Annotated in this window: 20 protein-coding genes; 8 read left to right on the forward strand and 12 right to left on the reverse strand. The window is 64.2% G+C overall.

Annotation, left to right across the window (positions count from 1 at the left end; translation table 11 throughout):
• The first annotated feature begins 67 nt into the window (after nt 1-67).
• Nucleotides 68-487, forward strand: coding sequence for a hypothetical protein (locus tag DGI_RS12355; RefSeq protein ID WP_021761431.1), 420 nt, complete (start codon nt 68-70; stop codon nt 485-487).
• Entirely contained in the window at nt 484-1,227 is a 744-nt protein-coding gene (locus DGI_RS12360) for a substrate-binding periplasmic protein (RefSeq protein WP_021761432.1), read from the forward strand. Before DGI_RS12355 ends, DGI_RS12360 begins: the two co-directional genes overlap by 4 nt.
• A 46-nt stretch (nt 1,228-1,273) precedes the next feature.
• On the opposite strand, the gene DGI_RS12365 is transcribed toward DGI_RS12360, so the two are convergent.
• From DGI_RS12365 to DGI_RS12380, 4 genes are all read right to left on the reverse strand, one after another.
• Complete coding sequence (locus DGI_RS12365) at nt 1,274-2,305, reverse strand: TIGR00341 family protein (RefSeq protein WP_021761433.1); 1,032 nt, start codon at nt 2,303-2,305, stop codon at nt 1,274-1,276.
• A gap of 10 nt (nt 2,306-2,315) precedes the next feature.
• On the reverse strand, nt 2,316-3,653 hold the full coding sequence (locus tag DGI_RS12370; protein WP_027192925.1) for a hypothetical protein: 1,338 nt from the start codon (nt 3,651-3,653) through the stop codon (nt 2,316-2,318).
• Nucleotides 3,654-3,802: 149 nt separating this feature from the next.
• A complete protein-coding gene (locus DGI_RS12375) occupies nt 3,803-5,257 on the reverse strand; it encodes an O-antigen ligase family protein (protein ID WP_021761435.1) in 1,455 nt (484 codons plus the stop codon).
• A complete protein-coding gene (locus DGI_RS12380) occupies nt 5,258-7,477 on the reverse strand; it encodes a RelA/SpoT family protein (protein ID WP_021761436.1) in 2,220 nt (739 codons plus the stop codon).
• Nucleotides 7,478-7,748: 271 nt separating this feature from the next.
• On the opposite strand from DGI_RS12380, the gene DGI_RS12385 reads away from it, so the two are divergent.
• Nucleotides 7,749-10,964 (forward strand): DEAD/DEAH box helicase, encoded by a 3,216-nt coding sequence (locus DGI_RS12385; protein WP_021761437.1) that lies wholly within the window; start codon nt 7,749-7,751, stop codon nt 10,962-10,964.
• A gap of 172 nt (nt 10,965-11,136) precedes the next feature.
• Here the strand turns inward: DGI_RS12385 and DGI_RS12390 are convergent, their stop codons facing one another.
• Genes DGI_RS12390 through DGI_RS12405 form a run of 4 tightly spaced genes read right to left on the reverse strand, consistent with a single transcriptional unit; the run spans nt 11,137 to nt 14,788 of the window.
• The gene (locus DGI_RS12390) at nt 11,137-12,276 is read right to left on the reverse strand and encodes an ABC transporter permease (RefSeq protein WP_021761438.1); all 1,140 of its coding nucleotides are present in this window, start codon (nt 12,274-12,276) and stop codon (nt 11,137-11,139) included.
• Entirely contained in the window at nt 12,273-13,208 is a 936-nt protein-coding gene (locus tag DGI_RS12395; protein WP_021761439.1) for an ABC transporter ATP-binding protein, read from the reverse strand. The genes DGI_RS12390 and DGI_RS12395 overlap by 4 nt, the downstream gene beginning before the upstream one ends.
• Entirely contained in the window at nt 13,205-14,164 is a 960-nt protein-coding gene (locus DGI_RS12400; RefSeq protein ID WP_021761440.1) for an HlyD family secretion protein, read from the reverse strand. Before DGI_RS12400 ends, DGI_RS12395 begins: the two co-directional genes overlap by 4 nt.
• A gap of 9 nt (nt 14,165-14,173) precedes the next feature.
• On the reverse strand, nt 14,174-14,788 hold the full coding sequence (locus DGI_RS12405; protein WP_021761441.1) for a TetR/AcrR family transcriptional regulator: 615 nt from the start codon (nt 14,786-14,788) through the stop codon (nt 14,174-14,176).
• 138 nt (nt 14,789-14,926) lie between these two features.
• Between DGI_RS12405 and dmeF the strand changes: the two genes are divergently transcribed.
• Nucleotides 14,927-15,913: a CDF family Co(II)/Ni(II) efflux transporter DmeF gene (gene dmeF, locus DGI_RS12410; protein ID WP_021761442.1), complete on the forward strand. Its 987-nt coding sequence runs from the start codon at nt 14,927-14,929 to the stop codon at nt 15,911-15,913.
• 108 nt (nt 15,914-16,021) lie between these two features.
• Here dmeF and DGI_RS12415 read toward each other — a convergent pair whose 3' ends face one another.
• Nucleotides 16,022-16,870 (reverse strand): NTP transferase domain-containing protein, encoded by an 849-nt coding sequence (locus tag DGI_RS12415; RefSeq protein WP_021761443.1) that lies wholly within the window; start codon nt 16,868-16,870, stop codon nt 16,022-16,024.
• Between the two features lie 204 nt (nt 16,871-17,074).
• Here DGI_RS12415 and DGI_RS12420 point away from each other — a divergent pair, with 204 nt between their 5' ends.
• From DGI_RS12420 to DGI_RS12435, 4 genes are read left to right on the forward strand one after another with little or no spacing between them, the layout of a single operon-like run.
• Complete coding sequence (locus DGI_RS12420; RefSeq protein WP_021761444.1) at nt 17,075-18,256, forward strand: aminotransferase class I/II-fold pyridoxal phosphate-dependent enzyme; 1,182 nt, start codon at nt 17,075-17,077, stop codon at nt 18,254-18,256.
• A gap of 2 nt (nt 18,257-18,258) precedes the next feature.
• On the forward strand, nt 18,259-19,554 hold the full coding sequence (locus DGI_RS12425; RefSeq protein ID WP_021761445.1) for a homoserine dehydrogenase: 1,296 nt from the start codon (nt 18,259-18,261) through the stop codon (nt 19,552-19,554).
• Complete coding sequence (gene apgM, locus DGI_RS12430; protein WP_021761446.1) at nt 19,555-20,784, forward strand: 2,3-bisphosphoglycerate-independent phosphoglycerate mutase; 1,230 nt, start codon at nt 19,555-19,557, stop codon at nt 20,782-20,784.
• The gene (locus DGI_RS12435; RefSeq protein ID WP_021761447.1) at nt 20,781-21,200 is read left to right on the forward strand and encodes an acyl-CoA thioesterase; all 420 of its coding nucleotides are present in this window, start codon (nt 20,781-20,783) and stop codon (nt 21,198-21,200) included. Before apgM ends, DGI_RS12435 begins: the two co-directional genes overlap by 4 nt.
• Nucleotides 21,201-21,363: 163 nt before the next feature.
• Here DGI_RS12435 and DGI_RS12440 read toward each other — a convergent pair whose 3' ends face one another.
• The 3 genes from DGI_RS12440 to DGI_RS12450 form a co-directional block, all read right to left on the reverse strand.
• Nucleotides 21,364-22,599 carry a uracil-xanthine permease family protein gene (locus DGI_RS12440; RefSeq protein ID WP_027192926.1) on the reverse strand — a complete coding sequence of 412 codons (1,236 nt, stop codon included), beginning with the start codon at nt 22,597-22,599 and terminating at the stop codon, nt 21,364-21,366.
• A 246-nt stretch (nt 22,600-22,845) separates the two neighbouring features.
• On the reverse strand, nt 22,846-23,592 hold the full coding sequence (locus DGI_RS12445) for a YebC/PmpR family DNA-binding transcriptional regulator (protein WP_021761449.1): 747 nt from the start codon (nt 23,590-23,592) through the stop codon (nt 22,846-22,848).
• A 47-nt stretch (nt 23,593-23,639) separates the two neighbouring features.
• The gene (locus tag DGI_RS12450) at nt 23,640-24,239 is read right to left on the reverse strand and encodes an SAM-dependent methyltransferase (RefSeq protein ID WP_021761450.1); all 600 of its coding nucleotides are present in this window, start codon (nt 24,237-24,239) and stop codon (nt 23,640-23,642) included.
• Nucleotides 24,240-24,258 lie beyond the last annotated feature (19 nt).

Consider the following 24,258-nt stretch of genomic DNA (forward strand, 5'->3'; position numbering starts at 1 on the left):
CTGCCCCGCGTCCCATTCGCGAAGGACTGCCGGGGTTCCATGACCACGCAACGCCCAGGATGTGGCCATGCCGCCATCGCTTCGGCTCAATCTTCTTCACGACGGCCAGGTGACGTGTCTGGCGGAAACGCTCGTCGCACTGCCAGCCTTTTCCGGCAAGCTGGATGATCTGTGCCGGGAGCTGGACGTGACGGCCCTTTCGACGTGGTTCGATACCACCGATGCCGACGCCGACCTGGACGAACTGGATCTGCTCATCGACGACGGCGCGCACCTGGCCAGCCACGGCACCTGGCGCGAGGCGTCCGGGCTTCTGGCCACCCTCCAGGCCCTGCATGCGGAGCTGGCCGCCCGCCCGCGCCGGTTCGGCCTGTTCTCCAACAAATATGCCCTGGTGCAGGACGAACTGGCCCGCGGCATCGCCGCACTGCAGGCTGCCGCCGTCTCCGGCACGGCCCTGCAGGCACATCTGCTGGTGCTGCGATGAACCGCCTCCTGCCGGCCCTGCTCCTGCTGGCCGCCGTCTTGGTGGCCCCGGCATTCTGGCCGGCGGGGGTGCTGGCCGGAGAATCGCTGCGCTTCGCCTGCGATCACATGGCCCCCTTCAGCTACGAAGAGGACGGCTGTGTGGTGGGCGAGGCCGTGGAGGCGGTGCGGCAGATCTGCGCCCAGGCCGGCTGCGAGCCTCTCTTTTCCATGCAGCCCTGGCCCTGGGTGCTGGAAAGCATGCGCCGCGGCCAGGACGATGCCGTCTTCACCGCCCTCAGGACCCCGGAACGCGAAGCCTATCTGGCGTATTGCGAAGAGCCCCTGGGCATGGCGCAGAACCTCCTGGTGGGCTGCACCGCCGACGCCGCGACAGTCTCCAGCTTTGCGCATCTGCAGGGTGCGCTGGTGGGCGTGATCAAAGGCTATGCGACCACGGCAACATTCGCCACCAGCGCCCTGTTTGCACGGGACGAATCCCCCAACACCATGACCATGCTGCGAAAATGCCTGGCCGGCCGGCTGGATTACATGGTCATCGACCGCAAATCCATTGACCACCTGTGTGCCATTATCCCGGAAGTGGCCATGCTGCCGAGGCAGCCGTATGTGGTGAATGAATCCCCCTATTTCATCGCCTTTTCCAAGGCGCACGGCGACAAGGCCGCCCGATGGCTCCCTCGCATTGATGCGGCCATCCGGGAACTGCGGCGGCAAGGCGCGCTGCCGCCCTTGCCCTGACTCCATTTCCACTGCCACAACGACGGGCTGTTGAAACCGATGCGGCTCATTGCGGGCGGTAGAACCACGCCAGCACCGCCGCCATGCCGCCAAGGAGCAACAGCCACACCGCCAGGGCCTTTTTGGCGGATTTGGCCGCCTGCTGCTGCTCCCACCAAGTGCCCGGCCGCACCCCTTGATACAGGCACACCGCCACTCCCGCGGCATTGATGCCGATGATGTTGGCCGCCATGAGCGCCAGGGCTCCCAGGGCCATGCGCCACGCGCCGTGCCCGATCAGGAGTCCGGCCGCTGCCAGCGGCGGCATGAGCGCCACGGCCACCATCACCCCCACCACAGCCGTGGATTGCCCCATGGTGAAGCAGAGTGTCCCTGCCGCGCCTGCAGCCAGGGCCAGGGCCAGATCCGCCAGACTCGGCCGGGTGCGCATGGCCATGCTGTGCACGGTGGGGTCCACCTCCATCACCAGCCCCAAAATCACGGCGGCGAGCAATCCCAGCACAATGCTGCAAGCCATGGTGCGAAACGCATGCCGCAGGAGCGGCTTATCTCCCAGGGAGGCGGCAAAAGCCAGCGCCAGTTGCGGCCCCAGCAGCGGCGCAATGACCATGGCGCCCACCAGGACCACTTCGCTGTTGCGCATGAGCCCCATGGCCGCCACCAGGGCGGAGAGCACCACCAGCAGCAGATGATTGCGCGAGAGGCGGGCCTGATCGTACAGGTCGGAATACAGTTCTTCGCGGTGCCGACGCCGGGCGGTGGCTTTGACGATGCCGTTCCCGCCGTTGTCTTCGGACTCCACCGCTTCGGCCTCCGGCTCCGGTTTGATGAGCCGAGGGATGACCGCTTCCAACGGATGCACCAAAATAAGGGAGGACTCCCCCAGATGATAGCGATGCATCAGGAGATCGGTCACCTGCTCCAGGCTTTCCATGTCCAGCACCATGCGCACCTGGGCAACACCGTCATCCATGGGCATCAACCAGTGCGGCGGGACAGGGTTCTCCTGACCAAGGGCATGCACGATGCGTCTGGCAAGTTCATCCTTGACGACTATTTCCAACAATCGCAATGCCATAGCGCCACACCTATTCCTTCCAGGCAATGATCACGGGGGTTCCTTCGCGGTCAAACTGGTAGGCGTGTACGCCCGGCCCCAGGTCCAGCCGGATCAGCCCGCCCTCGCGCCCGAGCATGGCCCGGATGAGCCGCTTGTAGGCAAAGTAGCCCAGCTTGGGGATGTTGTCTCCGGGGTCGCCCTCCCCGCGGCCATCGTATACCAGGCCGGTGACGTCGAACATCTGGTCGCGGTCGTGAAATCCTTCCTTGATGCCCCAGGCCCAGAAGATGCGTTCGATACCCAGGAAGAAGCCGTGCACGTAGCGTTTGACCAGTTCGCGCGCCTGATCCCGCTCGGACTGGAAGGGCAGCCGGGCGGGTACGGAAGCAGACTGTGGCCCCATTGGCCCTGCCGGGCCTGCCAGGCCGGGCGGACCTGCTGGGCCGGGCAGGCCGGGCGCACCGGTCCAGGTGCCGGTCTCCGTCATCCAGATGGCGGCCCGCCCAAGGCCGGCGGCATCGAGCCGGGCGCGCAACTGCGCATACAGCCCGTCCAGCCGCATCCAGCCGCCCACGCCGCCATAGGTGTGCAGGTCGAAAATCTGGGCATCCCCGGTGCCGACGCGACCGGCCACCTGCTCCAACTGTCGGGCAAGCTGCGCCTCGCCGCCCAGTCCGGTAAAGCCGGCGAACAGCAGCCGGGCATCCGGCTGCCAGGCGCGGATGCGTCCTGCGGTGAAGGTGTGCAGCTGGGCAAAGCCGGGCAGATCCGCCGCACCGGGCCCGAGGTCCGGCTCGTTCTCGAACTGCCAGTAGCGCACACGCCGGGCGTATCGCGTGACCAGGGTTTTGATGAACTCCGCATAGACTTCCCGTCCGGGGGCGACCTCCCAGCGGTCCGGGGCCAGACGGCGCTCCGGCAGCATGATGTTCACCACCGCCTCCATGGACGGCGGCAACGCGGCAAGCTTGGCGTCCATGCGATCAAAGCGGTAGAGTCCGGCCGCGAGATCCTCCCGGGACTGCACGGCCACCCACCAGGCCGCAGCGCCGCGGTGCCAGCCCAGGCCCAGATCCAGAGCCAGGGAAAAATCGGTCCCGTCCTTGGGGCTGGCCGGATGCGCGCCGAAGGGATTCTGCGCGGGCGGCACGCCGGGCGTATGCTCCCGGGGTGCGGCTTCCAGGCAGATGGGATCCGGCCCCAGCACCACGGGCACGGCGCCATCCACGGCCTGGACAAGGATGGGCTGGAAGAATCGCGCCTCGTGCACCTGGGCGCCGGCATCCTCCACTGGCACCAGGGGCGAGAGATAGGCCAGGGCTGCGGGCCAGGGCAGCGACACCACCGCCGCGGCAGCAGCCGGCATGGTCGGCACAGGCTGTAGAGTCGGCAACTGATTCGATGCGGGGGCCGCCTGGATGGACCGAACCGGCACGGCTCCGGCCGGACGCGTGTGGGTGGAGGAATGCGTCTCGCCCGAACAGGCAGACATTCCAAGCAGCATGACAAGCAGCGTCAGAAAGAAGAATCTCGTTGCACACATGCGCGATGCCCCTCCTGCTGTTCCCGGGTGGCCACCTTGATGATTGCTGCGGCCAGGGCCAGGAACAAAAAGCTGAACCGCGACACCATGGACGTAAGGTCATGGTCGATCAATCCATGCACGCCCAGCTCAGCCAGACACGCCGCCAGCATGGCCCAGAAAAACGGGGCCAGCTCCGGCGATATGGGCTTCATGATCACGGATTTGAACTGACTGATCAACCAGATCCAGATGAAAATCTGCACCACCACTCCGGCCAGACCCAGGTCAAAAAAGAACGTGAGCCAGAAGGAATGCACCTCCGGTTCCTTGGTGATGGTCACAAACCCCCCGGGGCCCAGTCCGCCCAGGAAGGTGACGGGATCCTGCTGCATGGCGTCCAACCCGTCACGCCACATGCGGAACCGGGCAGAAATGCCGCTCAGGTTCTCCTGGCTTTCCTCCTCTTCCCCCGGCTTGTCGGCAAAAATCAAATCGCCGGTGTAGCCGAAGCCGATGAGCAGGCGATCCAGGTATCCCGGCTGGGCCACGGCCACGCAGCAGAGCACCAGCACCAGGAACGACATGGTATGCCGGAGGAACCGATGCCGCAGCCGGGCATTGAGGGCAAACACGGCAAAGGCTCCGGCAAACAGGCCCAGGAGCGCCCCGCGGCTCTGGGTGAGCACGATGCCGAACAGCATAAACCCGCCCCCCAGCAGCAGGCCCAGCCGGGCCTGCCAGGAGCGGGCCTCCTGGCGCAGGGCGGCCGCTGCACAACCTGCCGCCACCAGATAGGCAGCGGCGTGGTTGCTGGCCACAAAGCCGCCGTTTCTGCCCACAAAAAACGTGAATCCCATGCCCCAGTAGGCGCTGGGGGTGTATTTCCAGTCCGGTTCCCACCACTGGGACGCCGTGACCCCGGCGGCGCACACAATGCCGCCCACGAACAACGCCCAGCACAACTGGCGCAAGTCCGCCACCGTGCGGATGTGGTGGACGAGCCCCCAGAACAGCAGCACATTCGCCGCCATGGCTCCCACATTGAACAGGCCGAACTCGGGTGTGGGGGCCCAGAACCAAGCCAGGCCGTGCAGCCCGAGCACCAGCAGCAGCAGGGGCAGCAGTGAGCTGCCGGCGCTCAGGGATTCCCGTCTGGCAACGGCCTGCAAAAAACTTCCCAGCAGCAGCGGGAGCAGCAGCACATGGGGCACAAAGATGGACGCCAGCAGGCCATCCGGCCGGAAGAAGATGCTCGGCGTGGCCACAAAGTACAACGCAACCAGGCAACCCCAGGCCAGCCGGGGCCGCACCAGACTCACGGCCGTGCCTCCTGCCCCGGCCGTCACGGCGGCGAACACCCACCACGGCAGGGAGAGAAAGACCCCGGCCAAGCACAGGACCACGCCCGCCGCGAGGAGTATCCCCAGCACACAGCGCAGTCTCATCTATGCCACCGGAGCCGTCACACGACTGGCCTCCACCACCGCATCCAGCCCGTTCACCTTTTCCAGCACCTTGTACAGCAGGGGCGCCTCCTTGACCGTCACCATGAAGAACAATTCCGTCAGACCGTCCACAGTGGAATGGAAGTGGCCTGATTCGATGTTCACGCCCTCCTGGGAGAGCACGCTGCTCACCCGGGCCAGCACGCCGGGCTTGTTGCGGGCCAGGATGCGGATGCGGGAGGGGAACGCCGTCTCCTGATCCCCTTCCCAGGAAACAGCCATGAGCCGATCCGTCTCCATGCCCTGGACGTTGGGACAGTCTGCCCGGTGCACAGTGAGGCCCTTGCCGCGGGAAATGTAACCCACAATGGCATCCCCGGGCAGGGGATTGCAGCAGCGGGCAAAGCGCTGGAGCACGCCATCCACGCCCTTGATGACGATGTTCTCGCCGGGCTTGGGTTGGCGGGGTTCCTCGCAGACGGCGTCTTCGTGCTTGTCGCGGCCCTTTTCCCCGCGCTTTTCGCCCTTTTCTCCCCGGTCTGTCTTGTCCTGGGATGGTTTGGCGCCGGCCTTCTCGTCCTCCTTCTGGGGCAGGAAGCGCTTGAGGATCCTGCCGGGGGTGATGCGCGCATAGCCCACGGCGGAGAGCAGATCTTCCACACTCTTGAAGGTCATCTCCGCAGCCAGGGCCTCCAGGGACTTGTCCTTGAGGAGCTTGCCGAAGTTCACGCCCAGCTTGCGGCCTTCCTTCTCCAGCATTTCCTTGGCCAGGGCGATGGACCGCGTTCGTTCCTCGGTGCGGATATAGTGCGTGATGCGCGTGCGGGCCTTGGCTGTCTTGACGAACTTGAGCCAGTCCCGGTTGGGCCGGCGGGCAGCGTCGGTGAAGATCTCCACCACATCGCCGTTCTTGAGCTCCGTGTTCAAGGGCACCAGCCGGCCGTTCACCTTGGCGCCGGTGCAACGGTCTCCCACCTGGGTGTGAATATGATAGGCAAAGTCCACGGGCGTGGCGCCTTCGGGCAGTTCCTTCACATCGCCTTTGGGGGTGAAGACGTAGACCTCGTCCTTGAACAGGTCGATGCGCAAGGAGCGCAGGAACTCCCGGGAATCGCTTTCCTGTTTCTGCCAGTCCAGCATTTCCCGCAACCAGGAAAACTGGCTCAGATCCTTGGCCTTGAGCTTGGCGGAATCCTTGTACAGCCAGTGGGCGGCCACGCCGTGCTCTGCGTAGCGGTGCATCTCCTCGGTGCGGATCTGGATTTCGATGCGCTCGTACAGCGGCCCAATGACCGTGGTGTGCAAGCTCTGGTACATGTTCGCCTTGGGCAGGGAAATGTAATCCTTGAACTTGCCGGGAATGGGCCGCCACTCCGCATGCACCAGGCCCAGGGCGGCGTAGCAGTCCTTGATGGAGTTGACGATGACGCGGAAGGCGATGAGATCGTACACCTGATCCAGCGTCAAATTCTGCTGGACCATTTTGCGGTAGATGGAGAACAGGTGCTTGGTGCGACCGTGCACACGGCCGCGGATGCCGTTCTCGGCCAGCATGGCCTCCAGCCTGGAGATTACATTGGTCATGTAATCCTTGCCCAGGGTCTGATGGCTCTTGACACCTTCGGAAACCTGGCCGAAGACGTCCGGCTTCAGATAGCGGAAGGAGAGGTCCTCCAGCTCCACCTTGATGCGATGCAGCCCCAGGCGGTTGGCCAGGGGGGCATAGATGTCCATGGTTTCCTGGGCAATGCGCTGGCGTTTTTCCGGGGGCATGTGCTCCAGGGTGCGCATGTTGTGCAGCCGGTCCGCCAGCTTGACGATGAGCACGCGGATGTCCTCGGCCATGGCCATGATCATCTTGCGCAAGCTCTCGGCCTGGGCCTGCTCCTTGGAATCGAAGGCGAGCTTGGCCAATTTGGTGACGCCGTCCACGATGTCCGCCACGTCCTCGCCGAACAGGGAGTCGATCTCCTCCACCGTGGCCAGGGTGTCCTCCACGGTATCGTGCAGCAGACCTGCGGCGATGGTGGCTTCATCCAGCTTCATTTCAGCAAGGATGTTGGCGACTTCCAGTGGATGCAGCAGGTATGGCTCCCCCGAGGCGCGCACCTGGCCCTGGTGCGCGGCGGCGGAATACACGTACGCTTTCTGGATGAGGGCCTTGCCCTCCTCCGGCATGTAGCCGGAGATTTTTTCGATAATTTCTGTAATGCGAATCATGGGTTGTGCAAGGCGCAGCGTTCGCCTGGGGCTGTGAAAGGGTGGAAGGGCGGTTGCCATTTGCCTGGATTAGGGTAAAACCCCTTGCTTACGAGGTGCCCTGCAGCCAACAGCCGGCACGCAAAGTATGGATGAAGGCGGAAGAAAAGCCAAGCCTCCCTTGTCACGTCGCGGCAAATCGCGTAGGGTCTGATCGTTGAGGCTGCCGCCCTGCTGGTGCGGCATTGAATGTTGTGCAATTATCCCTACAGGTCAAGGAGCCCTCTGCGGCATGGATGCTGGCAACGAAGCCCTTCTGCGAACCACCTTGCAGGAGTTCATCAAGGATTCCATCCCAGAATACATCCTTGAAAGCTCCCAGTATATTGTCGCCAGCGGGGGCGTGCAGAAAATAAGTCTCAAAAAAGGCGACCCGTTCTGGGAGATTGAAGGCAACGTCCAGGGAGATGACTTCCAGATCTACTCTCCGGAAGTCACCATCAACCTGAAGGAACGCCGCGTCAACTACTTCTGCAACTGCCCGGACTCCTTTTCCGGCGTGTGCCGGCACGTGGGCGCCACGGCGCTCAAGTTCCTGCACTCCCTGGAAAGCGCCGGCGACGAGGAAGACGCGCCCCACCCCCTGCCCAAAACCGAATGGCGCCAGGCCTTCCGCAGCTTCTTCGCCACCGAGCCGGAAGCGGAACCCGGCCGCCACTACCTCATTTATCGCTTCTTCCCGGAGCCCGGCCGCCTGCAGATCGCCTTTTTCCGCGCCCGGCAGAACAAGTCCGGCCTTTCCACCGTGCACCAGGAAGTGACCCTGGAGCAGATCATCCGCAATCCGGACTGGAGCGAAGGCGCGCCCCAGCTGCCCCGCGTGGCCCAGCTCATCGGCCAGTACATTGACTACTTTGGCCATCGCGTGGAGGTGCCGGACGGCCTCATCACCTGGCTGTTGCGCTCCATCCGCCGGGAATACTATCTCTTCTGGCGGGATTCGGACCAGCCCTGCCGCATTGAGACCAAGCCCATGCGCCTGATGCTCAAGCCCCAGCTGGAGGAGCAGGGCCTTTCGCTGGATGTGTTTTTGGGCCGCGACGGCAAGCCGCCCTTCTCCATCCTGGGCAAGGAAGCCCACTTTTACGGCCAGTTGCCCATCTGGGTCTGCTGGAACCGCGGCTTTTATCCTGTGCAGACCGGCCTGGAATCCCAGCTGGTGCAGGAACTGGTGCTCAGCCCCCCCGTGGTGCCCCAGGCGGACATCTCCGAATTTCTGGACCGTGTCTGGACCCGTCTGCCTGTGCAGGAGCTGTACGACCCGGAAGCCTTCCTGGCTCACATGGAGCCCCTCTTCATTCCGGCCAGCTACAATCCCAAACTGTACCTGGACGAAGAAGGCAGCCTGCTGACCCTGCACATTGAGAACATCTACGAAACCCAGTTCGGCGAGCACTCCCTTTCCGGCCCCAACCCGGACCTGATTACCGGCTCCGTCTCGTACGAGGGCAAGTCCTTCCTCATCCGGCGCGATCAGGAAAAGGAAGCGCATCTGGCCCAGACCCTCCAGGACATGCAGTTCCAGCCGCGCTCCCCCAGTATGTGGTTTCTGGAGCCGGAGGAAGCCATCGCCTTCCTGCTGGACGCCTACCCCACCCTGGTGCAGCAATACCGCATTTACGGCGAAAAGAATCTCACGCGGTACAAGGTCCGCCTGGCCCAGCCCCAGGTGGTGGCCGAGGTCAAGTCTGACGAGGAAGAAAAGTGGTTCACCCTGGACCTGGAAATCCAGTACGACGACCAGCGCGTGCCCATCGACAAGATCTGGGCCGCCTGGAGCCAGGGCAAGCGCTATGTGCAGCTCAAGGACGGCTCCTACACCTCCCTGCCCGAAGGCTGGCTCAAGAAGCTGGAGCACAAGCTCAGAGCCCTGGGCTTCGACCCCGACAAGCCGCCCAAACGCCTGTTCAAGCAGTTTGAAGCCCCGGTGCTGGACAAGATCCTGGAAGACATTCCCGACGCCGTGACCGACTCCTTCTGGTCCTGCCTCAAGGAAAAGATTCACAGCTTCGAGGAAGTGACGCCCGTCGAACCGCCGCAAAAGCTCAACGCCAGCCTGCGCCCCTATCAGGTGCAGGGCCTCTCGTACCTGAACTTCCTGCGCGAATACGGGTTTGGCGGCATTCTGGCCGACGAGATGGGCCTGGGCAAGACCATCCAGACCCTCTCCTTCATCGCCCATGTGGTGGAGACCGGGCAGACCGGCCCCAACCTCATCGTGGTGCCCACTTCGGTGCTGCCCAACTGGGAGCGCGAAGCGGAAAAATTTGTCCCGCACCTCAAACGGCTGACCATCTACGGCGCCCGCCGCGAGGGCATGTTCAAGCTCATCCGGGAATCGGATCTCGTCCTCACCACATACGCCCTCTTGCGGCGCGATCTTGAGGAACTGCAGAAGGAAGAGTTCAACAGCGTCATCCTGGACGAAGCGCAGAACATCAAGAACCCCAACACCATCACTGCCCGGTCGGTGCGGCGGCTGGCCTCCAAGCAGCGCATCTGCCTCTCGGGCACGCCCATCGAGAACAACCTGTTCGAGCTGTGGAGCCTCTTCGAATTCCTCATGCCCGGCTTCCTGGGTTCGCAGCACAGCTTCCAGCGCGGCATCGTCAAACCCATCAAGGATGGCGATCCCGAAACCCTGGAATACCTGCGCTCGCGGGTAAAGCCCTTCATCCTGCGCCGCACCAAGAAGGAAGTGGCCAAGGACCTGCCGCCCAAGGTGGAGAACGTCTACTACTGCGCCCTCATGGACGAACAGCTGGAGCTGTACGCCGCCCTGGCCAAGAAGCTCAGGGAGCAGGTGCTGCAGGACGTGGACGAAAAGGGCCTGGCCAAGAGCCAGATGTCCATCCTGGATGCGTTGCTCAAGCTGCGCCAGATCTGCTGTCACCCGCGGCTGCTCAAGCTGGACATGCCCGGCGTCTCCACCAACCTGCCCTCAGGCAAGTTCGACGCCTTCAAGGACATGGTCACGGACATCATCGAAGAAGGCCACAAGGTGCTGGTGTTCTCCCAGTTCGTGCAGATGCTGCACATCATCCGCAGCTGGCTCAACATCCAGAAAATCCCCTTCGCCTACCTGGACGGCGCCTCCAAGGACCGCTTCGACCAGGTGGACCGCTTCAACAACACGCCGGAAATCCCCATCTTCCTCATCTCGCTGAAGGCCGGCGGCACGGGTCTGAACCTCACCAGCGCAGACTACGTGATCCACTACGACCCCTGGTGGAACCCGGCCGTGGAAAACCAGGCCACAGACCGCACCCACCGCATCGGCCAGACGCGCCAGGTGTTCGCCTACAAGCTCATCTGCCAGAATACGGTGGAAGAGAAGATCCTCAAGCTGCAGGACAGCAAACGCGACGTGGCCGAATCCATCATCCCCGGTCAGGACGCCTGGAAGAGCCTGACCCGCGACGACCTGGAAATGCTGTTCGACGTGTAGGGACTGCGGACGATCCGATAGCCCAACCGACCGTTGACGCAACGGTATGGCGAGAGGGGAGACTCTTTTTCAAGAAGGGTCTCCCCTCTCGTGCTTTCCCCTTCCAAAACGTTGAGAGTGACCTTGAATCACNAGGTTTTCCCCCGAGAGTTCTTTTCAAAAACAACGTGCTCTAATCCAGCGTCTTGCGGTAGCGCTTCAGGGCCACCAGCAGCACCACCACCAGAAACACGGCCATGGGCAGCAGTTCCTGCGCGAATTCCGGCAGGGTGGCTCCCTTGAGGATGATGCCCCGCACGATGCGCATAAAGTGTGTGTTCGGCAGCACAGAGCCGATGCCCTGGGCCCATTCCGGCATGCCCCGGAAAGGGAACATGAAGCCCGACAGCAGGATGGACGGCAGGAAGAAGAAGAACGCCATCTGCACCGCCTGCAACTGGTTGCTGGCGATGGTGGAGAAGGTGACGCCCACGGCCAGGTTGGCCGCAATGAACAGGAAGGACACCCCCAGCAGCAGCGGGATGCTGCCGTGCACCGGCACCTTGAACAGGAACACGGCGGCCAGGAGAATCAGTCCCATCTGGATGTAGCCCACCACAATGTACGGCACGATCTTGCCCAGCAGCACCTCCAGCGGCCGCACCGGCGTGCAGAGCAGGTTTTCCATGGTGCCGCGCTCGTGTTCCCGGGTGATGGCCAGGGAGGTGATGATCACCATGGTCATGGTCAGCACCACGCCCATCAGGCCCGGAACGATGTTGTAGCTGGTCTGAATTTCCGGGTTGTACAGCCGGTGGATGATGGTTTGCGCCGGCGCGGGCGTGGTGCGCAGGGAGACCAGAGGGCCGGTCAGGTCCCGGTCCAGCCCCTGACGCACGATGATGTCCAGCGCGCTCATGGCGAAGGAGGTCGCTGCCGGGTCTGCCGCATCGGCCTGCAGCAACAGGGACGGCTGTTCGCCCCGGACAAGATCCCGGGCAAAGCCGGCGGGGATGGTCAGCACGAATTGCACGTCCCCGGTCTGCAGCAGCTGGTCCCCGGTGGCGGCGTCGGCCAGGTGGTGCGTCAGGTCAAAGTAATTGCTGTTCTGCAAGCCGGCGACGATGGACCGCGAAAAGGGCGAGTTGTCCAGACTGAGCACGGCCATGGGCAGGTGGCGGGGGTCGTTGTTGATGGCGTAGCCGAAGATGATCAGCTGCATGAGGGGAATGCCCACCATCATGCCGAAGGTCAGCCGGTCGCGCCGCATCTGCACGAATTCCTTGATCACCATGGCCCAGAAGCGGCCCGGGGAAAAGCGCGACGACTTCATGCGATCCTCCTGGCCGTGCCTTGCTGCGAGGCCGTCATCAGGCTGATGAAGACCTCTTCCAACGACGTCTCCACCTCCGAAAACCGGTGCGGCCCGTGCTGGAACGGCTCCAGGGACCGCCGCAACACATCCCCATCCGCCCCGGAAACGTGCAAGGTGGCGCCAAAGGGGGCCACCTGATCCACGCCGGGCAGGTCGCGCAATCTGGCGGCGAGCTCGTACAGATCCGGTCCGGCAATTTCCCAGGTGTGCAGGCTGGAGGACGCCACCACCTCCCGCACCGTGCCCTGGGCCAGAAGGTTGCCATAGGCAATGTAGGCCAGACGATGGCAGCGCTCGGCCTCATCCATATAATGGGTGGTGATGAGGGACGTGACGCCCTGGGCGGCCAGCACGTGCACGGCGTCCCAGAAGTCCCGGCGGGCCTTGGGGTCCACGCCGGCGGTGGGCTCGTCCAGCAGGAGCAGGGCCGGACGATGGATGCAGCTCGCGGCCAGGGCCAGCCGCTGTTTCCAGCCGCCGGACAGGGTGCCGGCGAGCTGCCCGGCATACGGCTCCAACTGCATAAATTCGATGGCCTGCGCCACGGCCTGTCGCCGGTTGGGCACGCCGTAAATGCGGGCCATGAACTCCAGATTCTCGCGCACGGTCAGGTCCGTGTACAGGCTGAACTTCTGCGCCATGTACCCCACCTGGCGCTTGATGGCTTCGGATTCGGTGCGCACGTTCAGGCCCAGGCAGGTGCCCTCGCCGGCGTCCGGGGTCAGCAGGCCGCAGAGCATGCGGATAAAGGTCGTCTTGCCGGACCCGTTGGGACCCAGGAACCCGAAGATCTCGCCCTTGCGCACCGTGAGGGACAAGGCATTGACCACGGTCTTGTCGCCGAAGCGCTTGGTGACGCCCTGGACATCGATGATGGTGGGGGCAGTCATCGCGTTGTCCTCAGTTGCAGCCGGACGTCCACGGGCTGGCCGGGGTGCAGGGTAGCCGCCACCCCGGGGGGAAATCTGGCCTCCACCATGAACACCAGCTTGGCCCGGAACTGCTGGGAGTAAATGACCGGCGGTGTGTATTCCGCCTGGGGAGAAATGTAGCTCACCCAGCCGGGCACCGGTTGGGGCTGACCATCCACCAGGGCAGCCACCGGATCGCGCACCTGGATGCCGGCCAGATCCGTCTGGGGCACAAAGAACCGGCACTTGATCTGTTCCGGCGGCAACAAGGACAGCACCGGGCTGCCCGCAGCCACCCACTCGCCAGGATAGTGGATCAGGTCGAATATCGTGCCGGAAACCAGGGCGCGCTGCCGCTTTTGCTCCAGTTGCCAGCGGGCCTGCTCCAGCTCGGCGGCGGCCATGCGCTCCTGGGCGCGGGCGGCGGAACGCTGGTCCTCGCGGGAACCAAGCTGCCCCGTGGCCAGCTGCGCTTCCAAATCCGCCACGGCCGCTTCGGCCTGCTGCAGGGTGGTGCGGGCCTGATCCAGCTCCTCCTGGGCAATGACGTTGCCACGGCGCAGGGAAATGCGACGGTCGTGCTCGGCCCTGGCCAGTTGCAGCTGCGCCCTGGCCTGGGCATGGCGGGCCTTGAGTTGAGCCAGCTCCTCCTTGCGCAGTCCCTTGTCCAGATCGGCCACGGTGTCGCGGGTGCGCTCCAGATTGGCCTCGGCCCGGGTCACGGCCTGGGCCTCCAACTCGTCCTCCAGCACAAAGAGTTCGTCCCCGGGGGCGATGCGGTCGCCGCGGGCCACGCGCAACGCCTGCAGCCGCCCGGCATACTGGGACGCCACGTACACGAATTCCCCTTCCATATACCCCTGGTACAGGCCAGGGGCGCGCTCCTCGCACCCGGCGAGCAACACGCAACACAGCAGCAGGACAAGCCGGCGCATACCCCCTCCCTATTCCTTCCCCTCGTTGGGGGGCAGCAGTGTGTTCAGCAGGAACGAGGCCATGGCCTCAGGGCTGGAAACGCCCAGCGCGGCAGGAATGCCCGGCACCATACCGGCCACCCGCTGGCGCAGTGGTTCTGTCAAGAAATACAGCATGGTGCCCCCGGCCATGGTGAAGTAGCCGGGCACCGGGTCAATACCCAGGGCCAGAAGCGCCCCCGCCACAATGCGGAAAATGCGGCTCCAATGCATGAGCGCCGCCTGGGGCAACGTGGCTGCGCCCGAGGCCAGCTCCCAGGCCATGATGCGCGGCAGGCCCGGGTTGGCCTGGAAATACAGGCCCATGGCCTGGGCAATGGCCATGAGCCGGGCGCGCGGCTCCTGGCTGGAGGCCGCGGCGGCTTCCACGGTCTGGATGGCCCCCTCAAAGAGCCGGCAGACCACGGCTTCGTACAGGGCGGCCTTGTCTCCCACATGATAATACAGGGTGGCCTTGTTCACCCCGGCGGCCCGGGCGATGGCCTCCACCCGTGCGCCGGCAAAGCCGACCTCCACAAAAATGGTGGCGGCGGCGTCCAGGATGGTCTGGCGGGGCGTGTCGGCTGGCGTCTCAGGTGCAGTCATGAATTCTCCGTCGAGTTGATGTAACCGAATGGTTAAACCAACCGGTTGGTAAAATCAAGTTGAAATCCATTTTCAATACGCTTTACTTGCTCCGGCGGCTGCAGTACAACACGCGCGTGCAAACACCGGGAGGAATCCATGAGCGAACAATGCCTGCGCACCCATATTCACCCCCATGATTTTCTTGGGGATTCACACGAACGCAACGAGCGCCGCACCTGGATGGTGGTGGGGCTGACAGCAGTGATGATGGTGGTGGAGATTACCTGCGGCCTGCTGTTCAACTCCATGGCGCTGCTGGCAGACGGCTGGCACATGGCCACCCACGCCGGGGCCCTGGCCATTGCCGGCTTCGCGTATCGCTATGCCCGCAGCCACGCCAAGGACTCGCGTTTTTCCTTCGGCACGGGCAAGATCGGCGATCTGGCCGGCTACACCAACGCCGTGGTGCTCTGCGTCGTGTCCCTGTTCATCGCCTACGAGTCCGTGGATCGGTTGATCAACCCGCTGGAGATTTCCTTCGGCGAGGCCATGGTGGTGGCTGTGGTGGGATTGGTGGTCAACGTGGTCAGCGCCTTCATGCTGCACGACGGGCACCATCATCACCATGATCACGACCACGAGCATGAGCATGAGCACGAGCATGCGCATCACACGGACCACAACCTGCGGGCGGCGTATCTGCATGTGATTGCCGACGCCCTGACGTCCGTGGCGGCCATCCTGGCCCTGGCCGCGGGCCGCTGGCTTGGTTGGGCCTGGATGGACCCGCTCATGGGCGTGGTCGGGGCGGTGGTTATCGCCAAATGGGCCGTGGGGCTGCTCAAGGAGACGGGCAAGGTGCTGGTGGACGTGGCTCCGGCGGACCTCATGCGCACGGTGCGCAAGCGCCTGGAGGGCAAGCCCGGCGAATACGTGAGCGACCTGCACCTCTGGCGTGTGGGGCCAGGGCATTACGCCGCCGTGGTGGGCATTTTGTCCCACGCCCACGCCCCGACCAGCGAGGACTACAAGCGCCTGCTGGCAGACGTGCCCAGTCTGTCCCACGTTACCGTGGAAGTGCAGCGCTGCCCCTGTGTGGAGGGAAAGCCCGCAGCCGCCGGTGCGGATGCGCACCGGGGGTGAGCCCGCATCGCTGGGGATTCGCGCAAGGTATCGTTATGGAAAAATGATCGCTGCAAGGGGGAACGCCCTTGAGGGAACGGGGCCCCCCTCGCAGTACGTCTCAGAATCCTATGCCCCCAGATGCCGCCGCGCCAGGGCATGGCCCGCGGGGGTGCCCATGTCGAACACCAGGCCGGGCAGCAGGAAGGCCTGCAGGGGGCGCCCCTCGGCCAGCAGGTGCCGGCGGGCATGGCCATCGGTGAGTTCCTCGCCCTGGGGCAACATCTTGTCCTGCGCGTCCAGCGCCTCCACATACCGCGGCGTGGCCACATACAGGCCACAGGCGCGGGCCTCGCCGGGCCGGCGGGGCATGAAGGGGCCGGGGCCCTTGGCATAGCATCGCGTCACCAGCCGCAGGCCGGGAATGCAGGCCGGATGCGGCGCCAGATCCAGCCGGCCGGCATTGGCGTAGGCGGCCAGGGCGTCCTGCCCGGCGGCATCGGGACGGTGCAAACCGATGGTGTCCGTCACCGCTGCTGCCGCCTGGCCTGCGCCTTCGGCGGCCTCGCGCAGGATGGCCAGGGGTGAACGGCTGTCACCGTCTGCGGGAGGTTGATAAAGATTGTCCGGATAGATCACGCCAACGGCTGGTACGCCCTCCAGCACATCGCGGCACTGCAGGATGGCCCGGCCCTCGCCGCCGGGCTCGGCCTGCCAGCGGTAGACGATTTCACAGCCCGGGGCGACGTCTTGCCTGTGCTGGTCGATGCAGTCGCGGATGGCCTCTTTGCCCGGCCGCAGCACCACGGCCACGGTGTCGGCTCCGGCGGCCGCTGCCAGGGCCACGGCATGCAGGATGGCCGGCATGCCGGCCACGGGCAGCAGTTCCTTGAACGGCGCGCCGCCCGTTGCAGCGCAGATCTCGGCCATGCGCGTGCCCAGGCCGGCGGCGGGAATGATGCAGGGAAAATGGTTCATGGCCGCAAGGGATGCCCCAGGCCAGGAAAGAGGTCAAGCGCGGCGGCATCTTGAAATCCCGCGGGAAATCCACCATGCCGGCACGCATCAGACTTTGACAGTCATGGCGTCCAGACGTACAAGGTCCTGATATGCTGCAGGGTGCGCAGCCAGATGTACCCGGTCTTCGGGCGCGGCAGCCGCCCATTCAAGGAGAGCCCCTTCATGAACCAGGAAATGTTTTCTCGCATGCACCGTCTGCCACCGTACGTGTTTGCGATGGTGACGGAACTCAAGACCCAGCTGCGGCGGCAGAATGTGGACATTGTGGACCTCGGCATGGGCAACCCGGACATTCCCACGCCCCAGCACATCGTGGACAAGCTGTGCGAGGCGTCCCAGAAGCCCGTGAACCACCGCTATTCCATGTCCCGCGGCCTGCCTAACCTGCGCAAGGCCATCGCCGGCTGGTACCAGCGCCGCTACGATGTGCACCTGGACCCGGAAACCGAATGCATCGTCACCATGGGCGCCAAGGAAGGCCTTTCGCACCTGGCCCTGGTCATGCTCTCCCCGGGCGACGTGGTCTTTGCCACCGATCCGGCCTATCCCATCCACCCGTATGCCGCCATCATCTCCGGGGCAGACGTGCGCCGCATTCCCGTGGGCGTGGACCGGGACTTTTTTGAAGACCTGCAGGTGGCCATGAAGCAGACCTGGCCCCGGCCCAAACTCCTGGTGATCAGCTATCCGCAAAACCCCACCGCCGCCACGGTGGACCTGGAATTCTTCCAGCGGATTGTGGATTTCGCCAAGGAAAACAACATCTTCGTCATCCACGACCTGGCGTATGCCGACCTGGTGTTCGATGGCTACCAAGCCCCCTCCTTCCTGCAGGCCAAGGGCGCCAAGGATGTGGGCGTGGAGTTCTTCTCCCTTTCCAAAAGCTATTCCATGGCCGGCTGGCGCGTGGGCTTCTGCTGCGGCAACCGGGAGATGGTCTACGCCCTGCAGCGCATCAAAAGCTACTTGGATTACGGCATCTTCCAGCCCATCCAGATTGCGGCCATCGTGGCGCTGAACGGCCCGCAGGACTGCGTGACCGACATCTGCAACATCTATAAGGAACGGCGCGACGTGCTCTGCGAGGGCCTGAACCGCGCCGGCTGGGACGTGACCCCGCCCAAGGCCACCATGTTTGTCTGGGCCAAAATCCCTGAACCCTTCCGCCATATGGGGTCCGTGGAATTCTCCAAGCTCCTGCTGCGCGAAGGCCACGTGGCCGTCTCCCCCGGCCTGGGTTTCGGCCATTACGGGGACGAATACGTGCGCTTCGCCCTGATCGAAAACAACCATCGCATCAACCAGGCCGTTCGCGGCGTCAAGAAAGTGCTTTCCGGAGGCTAGCCATGATCGAATCCTACGGCAAGCCGCCGCTGCGCCTGGGCCTGGCCGGCCTGGGCGTGGTGGGCGGGGGGGTGGCCCGACTCCTCCACGACAATCGCGAGATGATCCAGGCCCGCTGCGGCCGGGAAATCATCCTCAAGACCGTGGCGGTCCGTTCCACGAACAAGCCCAGGATGGGCGCTGCCCTCACCGCCCAGTGCACCACCAGCCTGATGGACATCGCCGTCGATCCCGAAATCGATGTGGTGGTGGAACTCATCGGCGGCGCCACGGATGCGCACACCCTCATCCGCACGGCCCTGGAGCACGGCAAGCACGTGGTGACCGCCAACAAGAAATTGCTGGCCGAGCACGGACGCGAGCTGTTCTCCCTGGCAGCGGAAAAGGGCCTGCATCTGGGATTCGAAGCCAGCGTGGGCGGCGGCATTCCCATCGTCCAGCCGCTCAAGGAGACTCTGGCCGCCAACCGCCTGCATTCCCTTATGGGCATCCTCAACGGCACGGCCAACTTCATCCTCTCGCACATGAGCGAGACAGGCATGGCCTTTGACGATGCCCTGAAGCTGGCCCAGGAAAAAGGCTTTGCCGAAGCTGATCCCACCCTGGACATCGAAGGCATAGACGCCGCCCACAAGCTGGTGCTGACCATCATGCTCGCCTTTGGCATGCACTTTCCCCTGGACAAGCTGCGCATCTGGGGCATCACCATGGTGCGGCCCATGGACATCGCCTTCGCCAGGGACCTGGGCTATACCATCAAGCTCATCGCCGGCGCGCGCACCGTGGCTGGCGCGGTGGAGGCCGGGGTCTACCCTGCCCTCATCCCGAACCATTACCTCCTTGCCGCCGTCAGCGGGTCCTTCAATGCCCTGCGGGTGAACGGCAACGCCGGACCGGTGATGCTCTACGGCCACGGCGCGGGCGACATGCCCACGGCCAGCGCCGTGCTGGCGGACGTGATGACCATTGCCCGCGGCACCCCGCCCCAGAACCTGGGCTTCCCCACGGCCTTTTTGCCCGAGGCGGAAATTCATGACCTGGACGAAGCCGTCTCTCCCCATTACCTGCGCATCATGGTGCCGGACCGGCCGGGCATGTTGCGGGACATCGGCGGCGTAATGGCGGATTTCGGCATCTCCCTCAAGCAGGTGGTGCAGAAGGGCGAGGACGTGGGCGGCGGCGTGCCCATCGTCTTCCTCACTCACGAAGCCACGGCCACAGCCGTGCATGCCGCCATGCGCAGCCTGGAAAAAATGGGCCTGCCCAAGGCGCCCATCATCCATTACAGGATTTTGTAAATGCCGGACGCACCTTCCCGCAAGTATCTGTTCCTCATCGCAGACGGCATGGGCGACTGGCCCATGCAGGAGCTGGGCGGCAGAACCGTGCTGGGCGCAGCCAACACGCCCACCATGGACGCCATGGCCCGCCGCGGGGTGGCCGGCCTGTGCCGGACCATCCCCCCAGGCATGCCGCCCGGCTCCGACGTGGCCAACATGAGCCTGCTGGGCTACGACCCCGCAGCCAACCACACCGGCCGCGGTCCCATCGAAGCTGCAGCCCAGGGGCTTGCCCTGGAGCCGGACGATCTCGTCTGGCGCTGCAATCTGGTGAATCTGACCGCCCTGGATGCCGACGGCATCATGCTGGACTACTCCTCCGGGCACATCGCCACCGAGGCCGCCCGGGCGCTCATCGACCAGATGAACGCCAGCCTGCCGTCCCTGCAGCGCGGCGATCTGCAGCTCATTCCCGGCATCCAATACCGCCATCTGCTGGTGCAGAAAGGCGGCGGACACGGGCCGGACGCACGGCTGCACATCCGCCCGCCCCACGATCTGACGGACAAGCCCATCGCCGACGATGTGGCCGCCTATGCCGGTTCCGCCGCCCTGGCGACGCTGCTGCAGGAGGCCGCCGCCTTCCTGGCCGGGCCGGACAACCCCACCAAGGCCCGCTCCCTGTGGCCCTGGGGGCAAGGACTTCCCCTGCATCTGGATGATTTTCAGCAGAAGACCGGCCTGCGCGGGGCAGTGATGAGCGCCGTGGACCTCATCAACGGCCTGGGCCGCGCCGCAGGCATGACCGTGCTGCACGCCGAAGGCATCACCGGGCTCCTGGATACCAACTACGAAGGCAAGGTCCAGGCGTCCATGGACTTTCTGGACAGCGGCGGCGACTTCGTCTTCCTGCACGTGGAAGCGCCGGACGAGTGCGGCCATGCCGGCAACATCGACGACAAGATCGAATCCATCCAACGATTCGACGCCCGTGTGGTCCGGCCGTTGTTCGAGCGCTACGGGCAGACGGACGCCGCGTTCTGCATCGCCTGCGACCACCTCACCCCCCTGGCCCGGCGCACCCACGTGCCCGAGCCGGTGCCGTTTCTGCTCTACTGGAACGACTGCTCCATCCGCGCCGGCCTGAACATCTTCACCGAGGCCACCGCCGCCAACACCGGGCTGGTCATCGAGCCGGGGCATCTGCTCCTGGACTGGATCATGCGCACCGTCGGAGATCGGGCATGAGCGCTATCGAGTTTCCCGCCAACGACACCTGGTACGCCCACCGCATCTCCTACGGGGAGACGGATCAGATGGGCATCCTGTATTATGGAGAATACCTGCACCTCTTTGAGCGCGCCCGCAGTCAGCTCATTCGCGAGCGGGGCATGAGCAACGCGGAGGTGGAACGCCGCGGGGTGTTCTTGCCCGTGCGCGAGGCCAGCGTGCGCTACCGCGCCCCCTCCCGCTATGACGAGCTGATCTACGTGCATACCGGCATCAGCGTCTGGAGTCGGGCGTCGCTCACCTTTGTCTATGAGGTGTTCAACGAGGCCAAGGACAAGCTCCTGGCCACCGGCCAGACCCAGCACGCCTGCGTGGGACCGGACTTCAAGCCCGTGGCCGCCCCGGCCTGGCTCAAGGAATTGCTGGGAAGCTAGGGCACGTTGTTTTTGAAAAGAACTCTCGGGGGAAAACCTNCCTTTCCAAAGACTTTTTATTGTGATTCAAGGTCACTATCAAATTTTTGGACGGGGGGAGCGAGAGGGGTCCCCTTGAAACGGTTCTCCCCTCTCGAACATAATGTTCAGCGACGTACCGGGATTATTCGTGCCGGCCGGGCAGAATCAGGTTCAGCACGATGCCGCTCACCCCGGCCAGCCCGATGCCGCGCAGGCTGAAATCCCCGATGGTCAGCCCCATGTCTCCCAGACCGAAGACCAGGATCACGGCAATGATGACCATGGTCCGCGGGTTGAGCAGGTCATCCTTGGCCCGCACCAGCGCATTCATGCCCACCACGGTGATGGCGCCGAAAAGGATGATCAGAATCCCCCCCATCACCGGCACGGGCACGGTCTGCAGCAGCGCGCCCAGCTTGCCCACAAAGGCCAGGGTGATGGCCGTGATGGCGGCCCAGGTCATCACCGCGGGATTGAAGGACTTGGTCAGCGCCACGGCGCCGGACACTTCCGAATACGTGGTGTTGGGCGGTCCGCCCAGCAGGGCGGCCATGGTGGTGGCCAGCCCGTCGCCCAAGAGGGTGCGGTGGATGCCAGGATCCTTGACGAAATTCTTGTTGGCCACCTGGCCGATGGCCAGCACGTCCCCCACATGCTCAATGGCCGGCGCAATGGCGATGGGCAGAATGAACAGCACGGCCTCCCAGCTCCACACCGGGGCCACAAAGGCCGGCATGGCCAGCCAGGCGGCTGCCTCCACCGGCGCAAAGCTGACCATCCCCATGAACAACGCCGCCACATAGCCCGTGGCCACGCCGCAGAGAATGGGCAGCAGCTTGAGCCAGCCCCGGCCCAGGATGGACACCAGCATGGTGGTGGCCAGGGCGATCATGGACACCACAAGGGCCGGCGTCTCGGGCACCAGCTGGATGGAGCCGTCCCCGGCCTTGCCAAGGGCCATGTTCACCGCCACCGGTGCCAGCTTGAGGCCGATGACCATGATGACCGGCCCGGTAACCACCGCCGGCAACACCCGCTCCAGCACTTCCGGCCCACGGACCTTGATGGCCATGGCAAGCAGCATATACACCACCCCGCTGGCGGCCAGGCCGCACAGGGTGGGCGGCAGGCCCCAGGTTTTGACGCCGTAAATCAAGGCCGGGATGAAGGCGAAGGACGAGGCCAGGAACACCGGCACCTTGCCCTTGGTAACAAGCTGAAACAGCAGCGTGCCTGCCCCGGCTGTGAACAGGGCCACGTTGGGGTCCAGGCCGGTGAGCAGCGGCACCAGCACCAGCGCGCCGAAGGCGACAAAAAGCATCTGAGCGCCCAGGGGCGCATCCTGCAGACGAAACCGATAGGCAACCGGATCGGACATTTCAGCCATGGCGCTTCTCCTCAAGGTGCTGCGGTTGGTATGATGTATGATTCGCGGGCGTAAAAAATGGGGGCCACGCCCCCAGCTCCCCAGTTTCCAAGTTCCGTCTCCTGCCCCAGGTGTCCGACTCTAGCGGACCGCCCGGCCCGCACAGCAACATCCAGGAACAGCGGATTCTGGAGATTCGGGGGAACAACTTTTCATCAACAAGCCATTCCCCCGATTGCATCTTCTTTTCTCCGATCCCTACCCGGCCATCTCGGCCAGGAGTTCTTCGGGCAGGTCAAAGTTGACATGCACATTGGAGACGTCGTCGTTGTCGTCCAGGGCATCCACCAGCTTCATGAGCTTGCGGCCGCTTTCCACGTCCACGGCCACGGTGTTCTGCGGCACCATGGAAAGCTCGGCGCGTTCGGCCTCCATGCCGGCAGCCTCAAAGGCGGCCTGCAGGGCGTCGAAGGTGTCCGGGGTGCTGTGCACTTCCCAGGCGTCGCCATCGTCCACCACGTCTTCGGCGCCGTGCTCCAGGCCGATTTCCATGAGCTGGTCTTCGGTGTATTTTTCCTTGGGAAAAACGAACACGCCTTTCTTGGAGAACATCCAGCCCACGCAGCCGGCTTCGCCCATCTGCCCGCCGTGCTTGGCCAGGATGTGGCGCACGTCGGCTACGGTGCGGTTGCGGTTGTCCGTGGCGGCCTCGATCATCAGGGCCACGCCGCCGGGGCCGTAGCCTTCGTAGGTCACTTCCTGCAGATCGCCGCCTTCCAGCTCGCCAGTGCCCTTCTTGATGGCAGTATCGATCCTGTCCTTGGGCAGATTCACCTTGCGGGCGGCGTCCAGGGCGGCGCGCAGCCGGGGGTTGCCCGCAGGGTCCCCGCCGGTTTTGGCGGCGATGATGATTTCCTTGACCGCCTTGGTGAAGGCCTTGCCGCGCTTGACGTCCTGACGGCCCTTGCGGTGCATGATGTTTTTGAACTGACTATGGCCGGCCATCTGCTGCTCCTCAATAAAAAGGCTGCACAAAAGGACGCCCCAGGCTCTCAGACCGGTGCGCCCTGAAAATCCAGTCCCACATAAAAAATTTCTTTCGATTCGCTGCGCGAACTCTTGGGCTTGTGGATCTTCACCGTCTTGAAGGACTGTTGCATGTCCATTTGCAGGGCTTTGGAGTCCGGCCCCATGAACACTTTCACCACAAAGCGACCGCCATGTACCAGATGGGACCGGGCCAAGGCAAGGGCTGCAAGGCACAGATCGTGGGACCGGGCCTGATCCGCGAACTTCACGCCCGTGGTTCTGGGGGCCATGTCCGAGATGATGACATCAAATGGGCTGTGGATCTGGAGGAGTTCCTGCAGCACTGGCGACGGCTCGAAGACGTCGTCCTGCAGAAAAATGACCTGCGGCGGGAACCCGGTGGACGTTTCCTGCAGATCCACCCCCAGCACCACGCCGGTGGGGCCCACCTGCTCCGCGGCGTAGAGCGTCCAGGAACCTGGAGCCGCTCCCAGATCCAGCACGCGTTGCCCCCTGGTAAAGAACTTGAATTGATTGTGTATTTCTTTGAGCTTGTACACGGAACGCGCCGGGTACTGCTCCTGCTTGGCCTTCTTGAAGAAGTGGTCCTGATATTTTTTCATGTTGCGATCATCCCTCTGC

Source organism: Megalodesulfovibrio gigas DSM 1382 = ATCC 19364, assembly GCF_000468495.1.
Lineage (GTDB): Bacteria > Desulfobacterota > Desulfovibrionia > Desulfovibrionales > Desulfovibrionaceae > Megalodesulfovibrio > Megalodesulfovibrio gigas.

Coding starts and splice junctions, on each gene's coding strand:
- DGI_RS12425 (WP_021761445.1), top strand. CDS start 18,259: ATGATCGAATCCTACGGCAAGCCGCCGCTGCGCCTGGGCCTGGCCGGC.
- DGI_RS12400 (WP_021761440.1), bottom strand. CDS start 14,164: ATGCGCCGGCTTGTCCTGCTGCTGTGTTGCGTGTTGCTCGCCGGGTGC.
- DGI_RS12440 (WP_027192926.1), bottom strand. CDS start 22,599: ATGTCCGATCCGGTTGCCTATCGGTTTCGTCTGCAGGATGCGCCCCTG.
- DGI_RS12380 (WP_021761436.1), bottom strand. CDS start 7,477: ATGATTCGCATTACAGAAATTATCGAAAAAATCTCCGGCTACATGCCG.
- DGI_RS12355 (WP_021761431.1), top strand. CDS start 68: ATGCCGCCATCGCTTCGGCTCAATCTTCTTCACGACGGCCAGGTGACG.
- dmeF (WP_021761442.1), top strand. CDS start 14,927: ATGAGCGAACAATGCCTGCGCACCCATATTCACCCCCATGATTTTCTT.
- DGI_RS12385 (WP_021761437.1), top strand. CDS start 7,749: ATGGATGCTGGCAACGAAGCCCTTCTGCGAACCACCTTGCAGGAGTTC.
- DGI_RS12395 (WP_021761439.1), bottom strand. CDS start 13,208: ATGACTGCCCCCACCATCATCGATGTCCAGGGCGTCACCAAGCGCTTC.
- DGI_RS12375 (WP_021761435.1), bottom strand. CDS start 5,257: ATGAGACTGCGCTGTGTGCTGGGGATACTCCTCGCGGCGGGCGTGGTC.
- DGI_RS12365 (WP_021761433.1), bottom strand. CDS start 2,305: ATGGCATTGCGATTGTTGGAAATAGTCGTCAAGGATGAACTTGCCAGA.
- DGI_RS12420 (WP_021761444.1), top strand. CDS start 17,075: ATGAACCAGGAAATGTTTTCTCGCATGCACCGTCTGCCACCGTACGTG.
- DGI_RS12370 (WP_027192925.1), bottom strand. CDS start 3,653: ATGCCGGCTGCTGCCGCGGCGGTGGTGTCGCTGCCCTGGCCCGCAGCC.
- DGI_RS12450 (WP_021761450.1), bottom strand. CDS start 24,239: ATGAAAAAATATCAGGACCACTTCTTCAAGAAGGCCAAGCAGGAGCAG.
- DGI_RS12445 (WP_021761449.1), bottom strand. CDS start 23,592: ATGGCCGGCCATAGTCAGTTCAAAAACATCATGCACCGCAAGGGCCGT.
- apgM (WP_021761446.1), top strand. CDS start 19,555: ATGCCGGACGCACCTTCCCGCAAGTATCTGTTCCTCATCGCAGACGGC.
- DGI_RS12415 (WP_021761443.1), bottom strand. CDS start 16,870: ATGAACCATTTTCCCTGCATCATTCCCGCCGCCGGCCTGGGCACGCGC.
- DGI_RS12360 (WP_021761432.1), top strand. CDS start 484: ATGAACCGCCTCCTGCCGGCCCTGCTCCTGCTGGCCGCCGTCTTGGTG.
- DGI_RS12435 (WP_021761447.1), top strand. CDS start 20,781: ATGAGCGCTATCGAGTTTCCCGCCAACGACACCTGGTACGCCCACCGC.
- DGI_RS12405 (WP_021761441.1), bottom strand. CDS start 14,788: ATGACTGCACCTGAGACGCCAGCCGACACGCCCCGCCAGACCATCCTG.
- DGI_RS12390 (WP_021761438.1), bottom strand. CDS start 12,276: ATGAAGTCGTCGCGCTTTTCCCCGGGCCGCTTCTGGGCCATGGTGATC.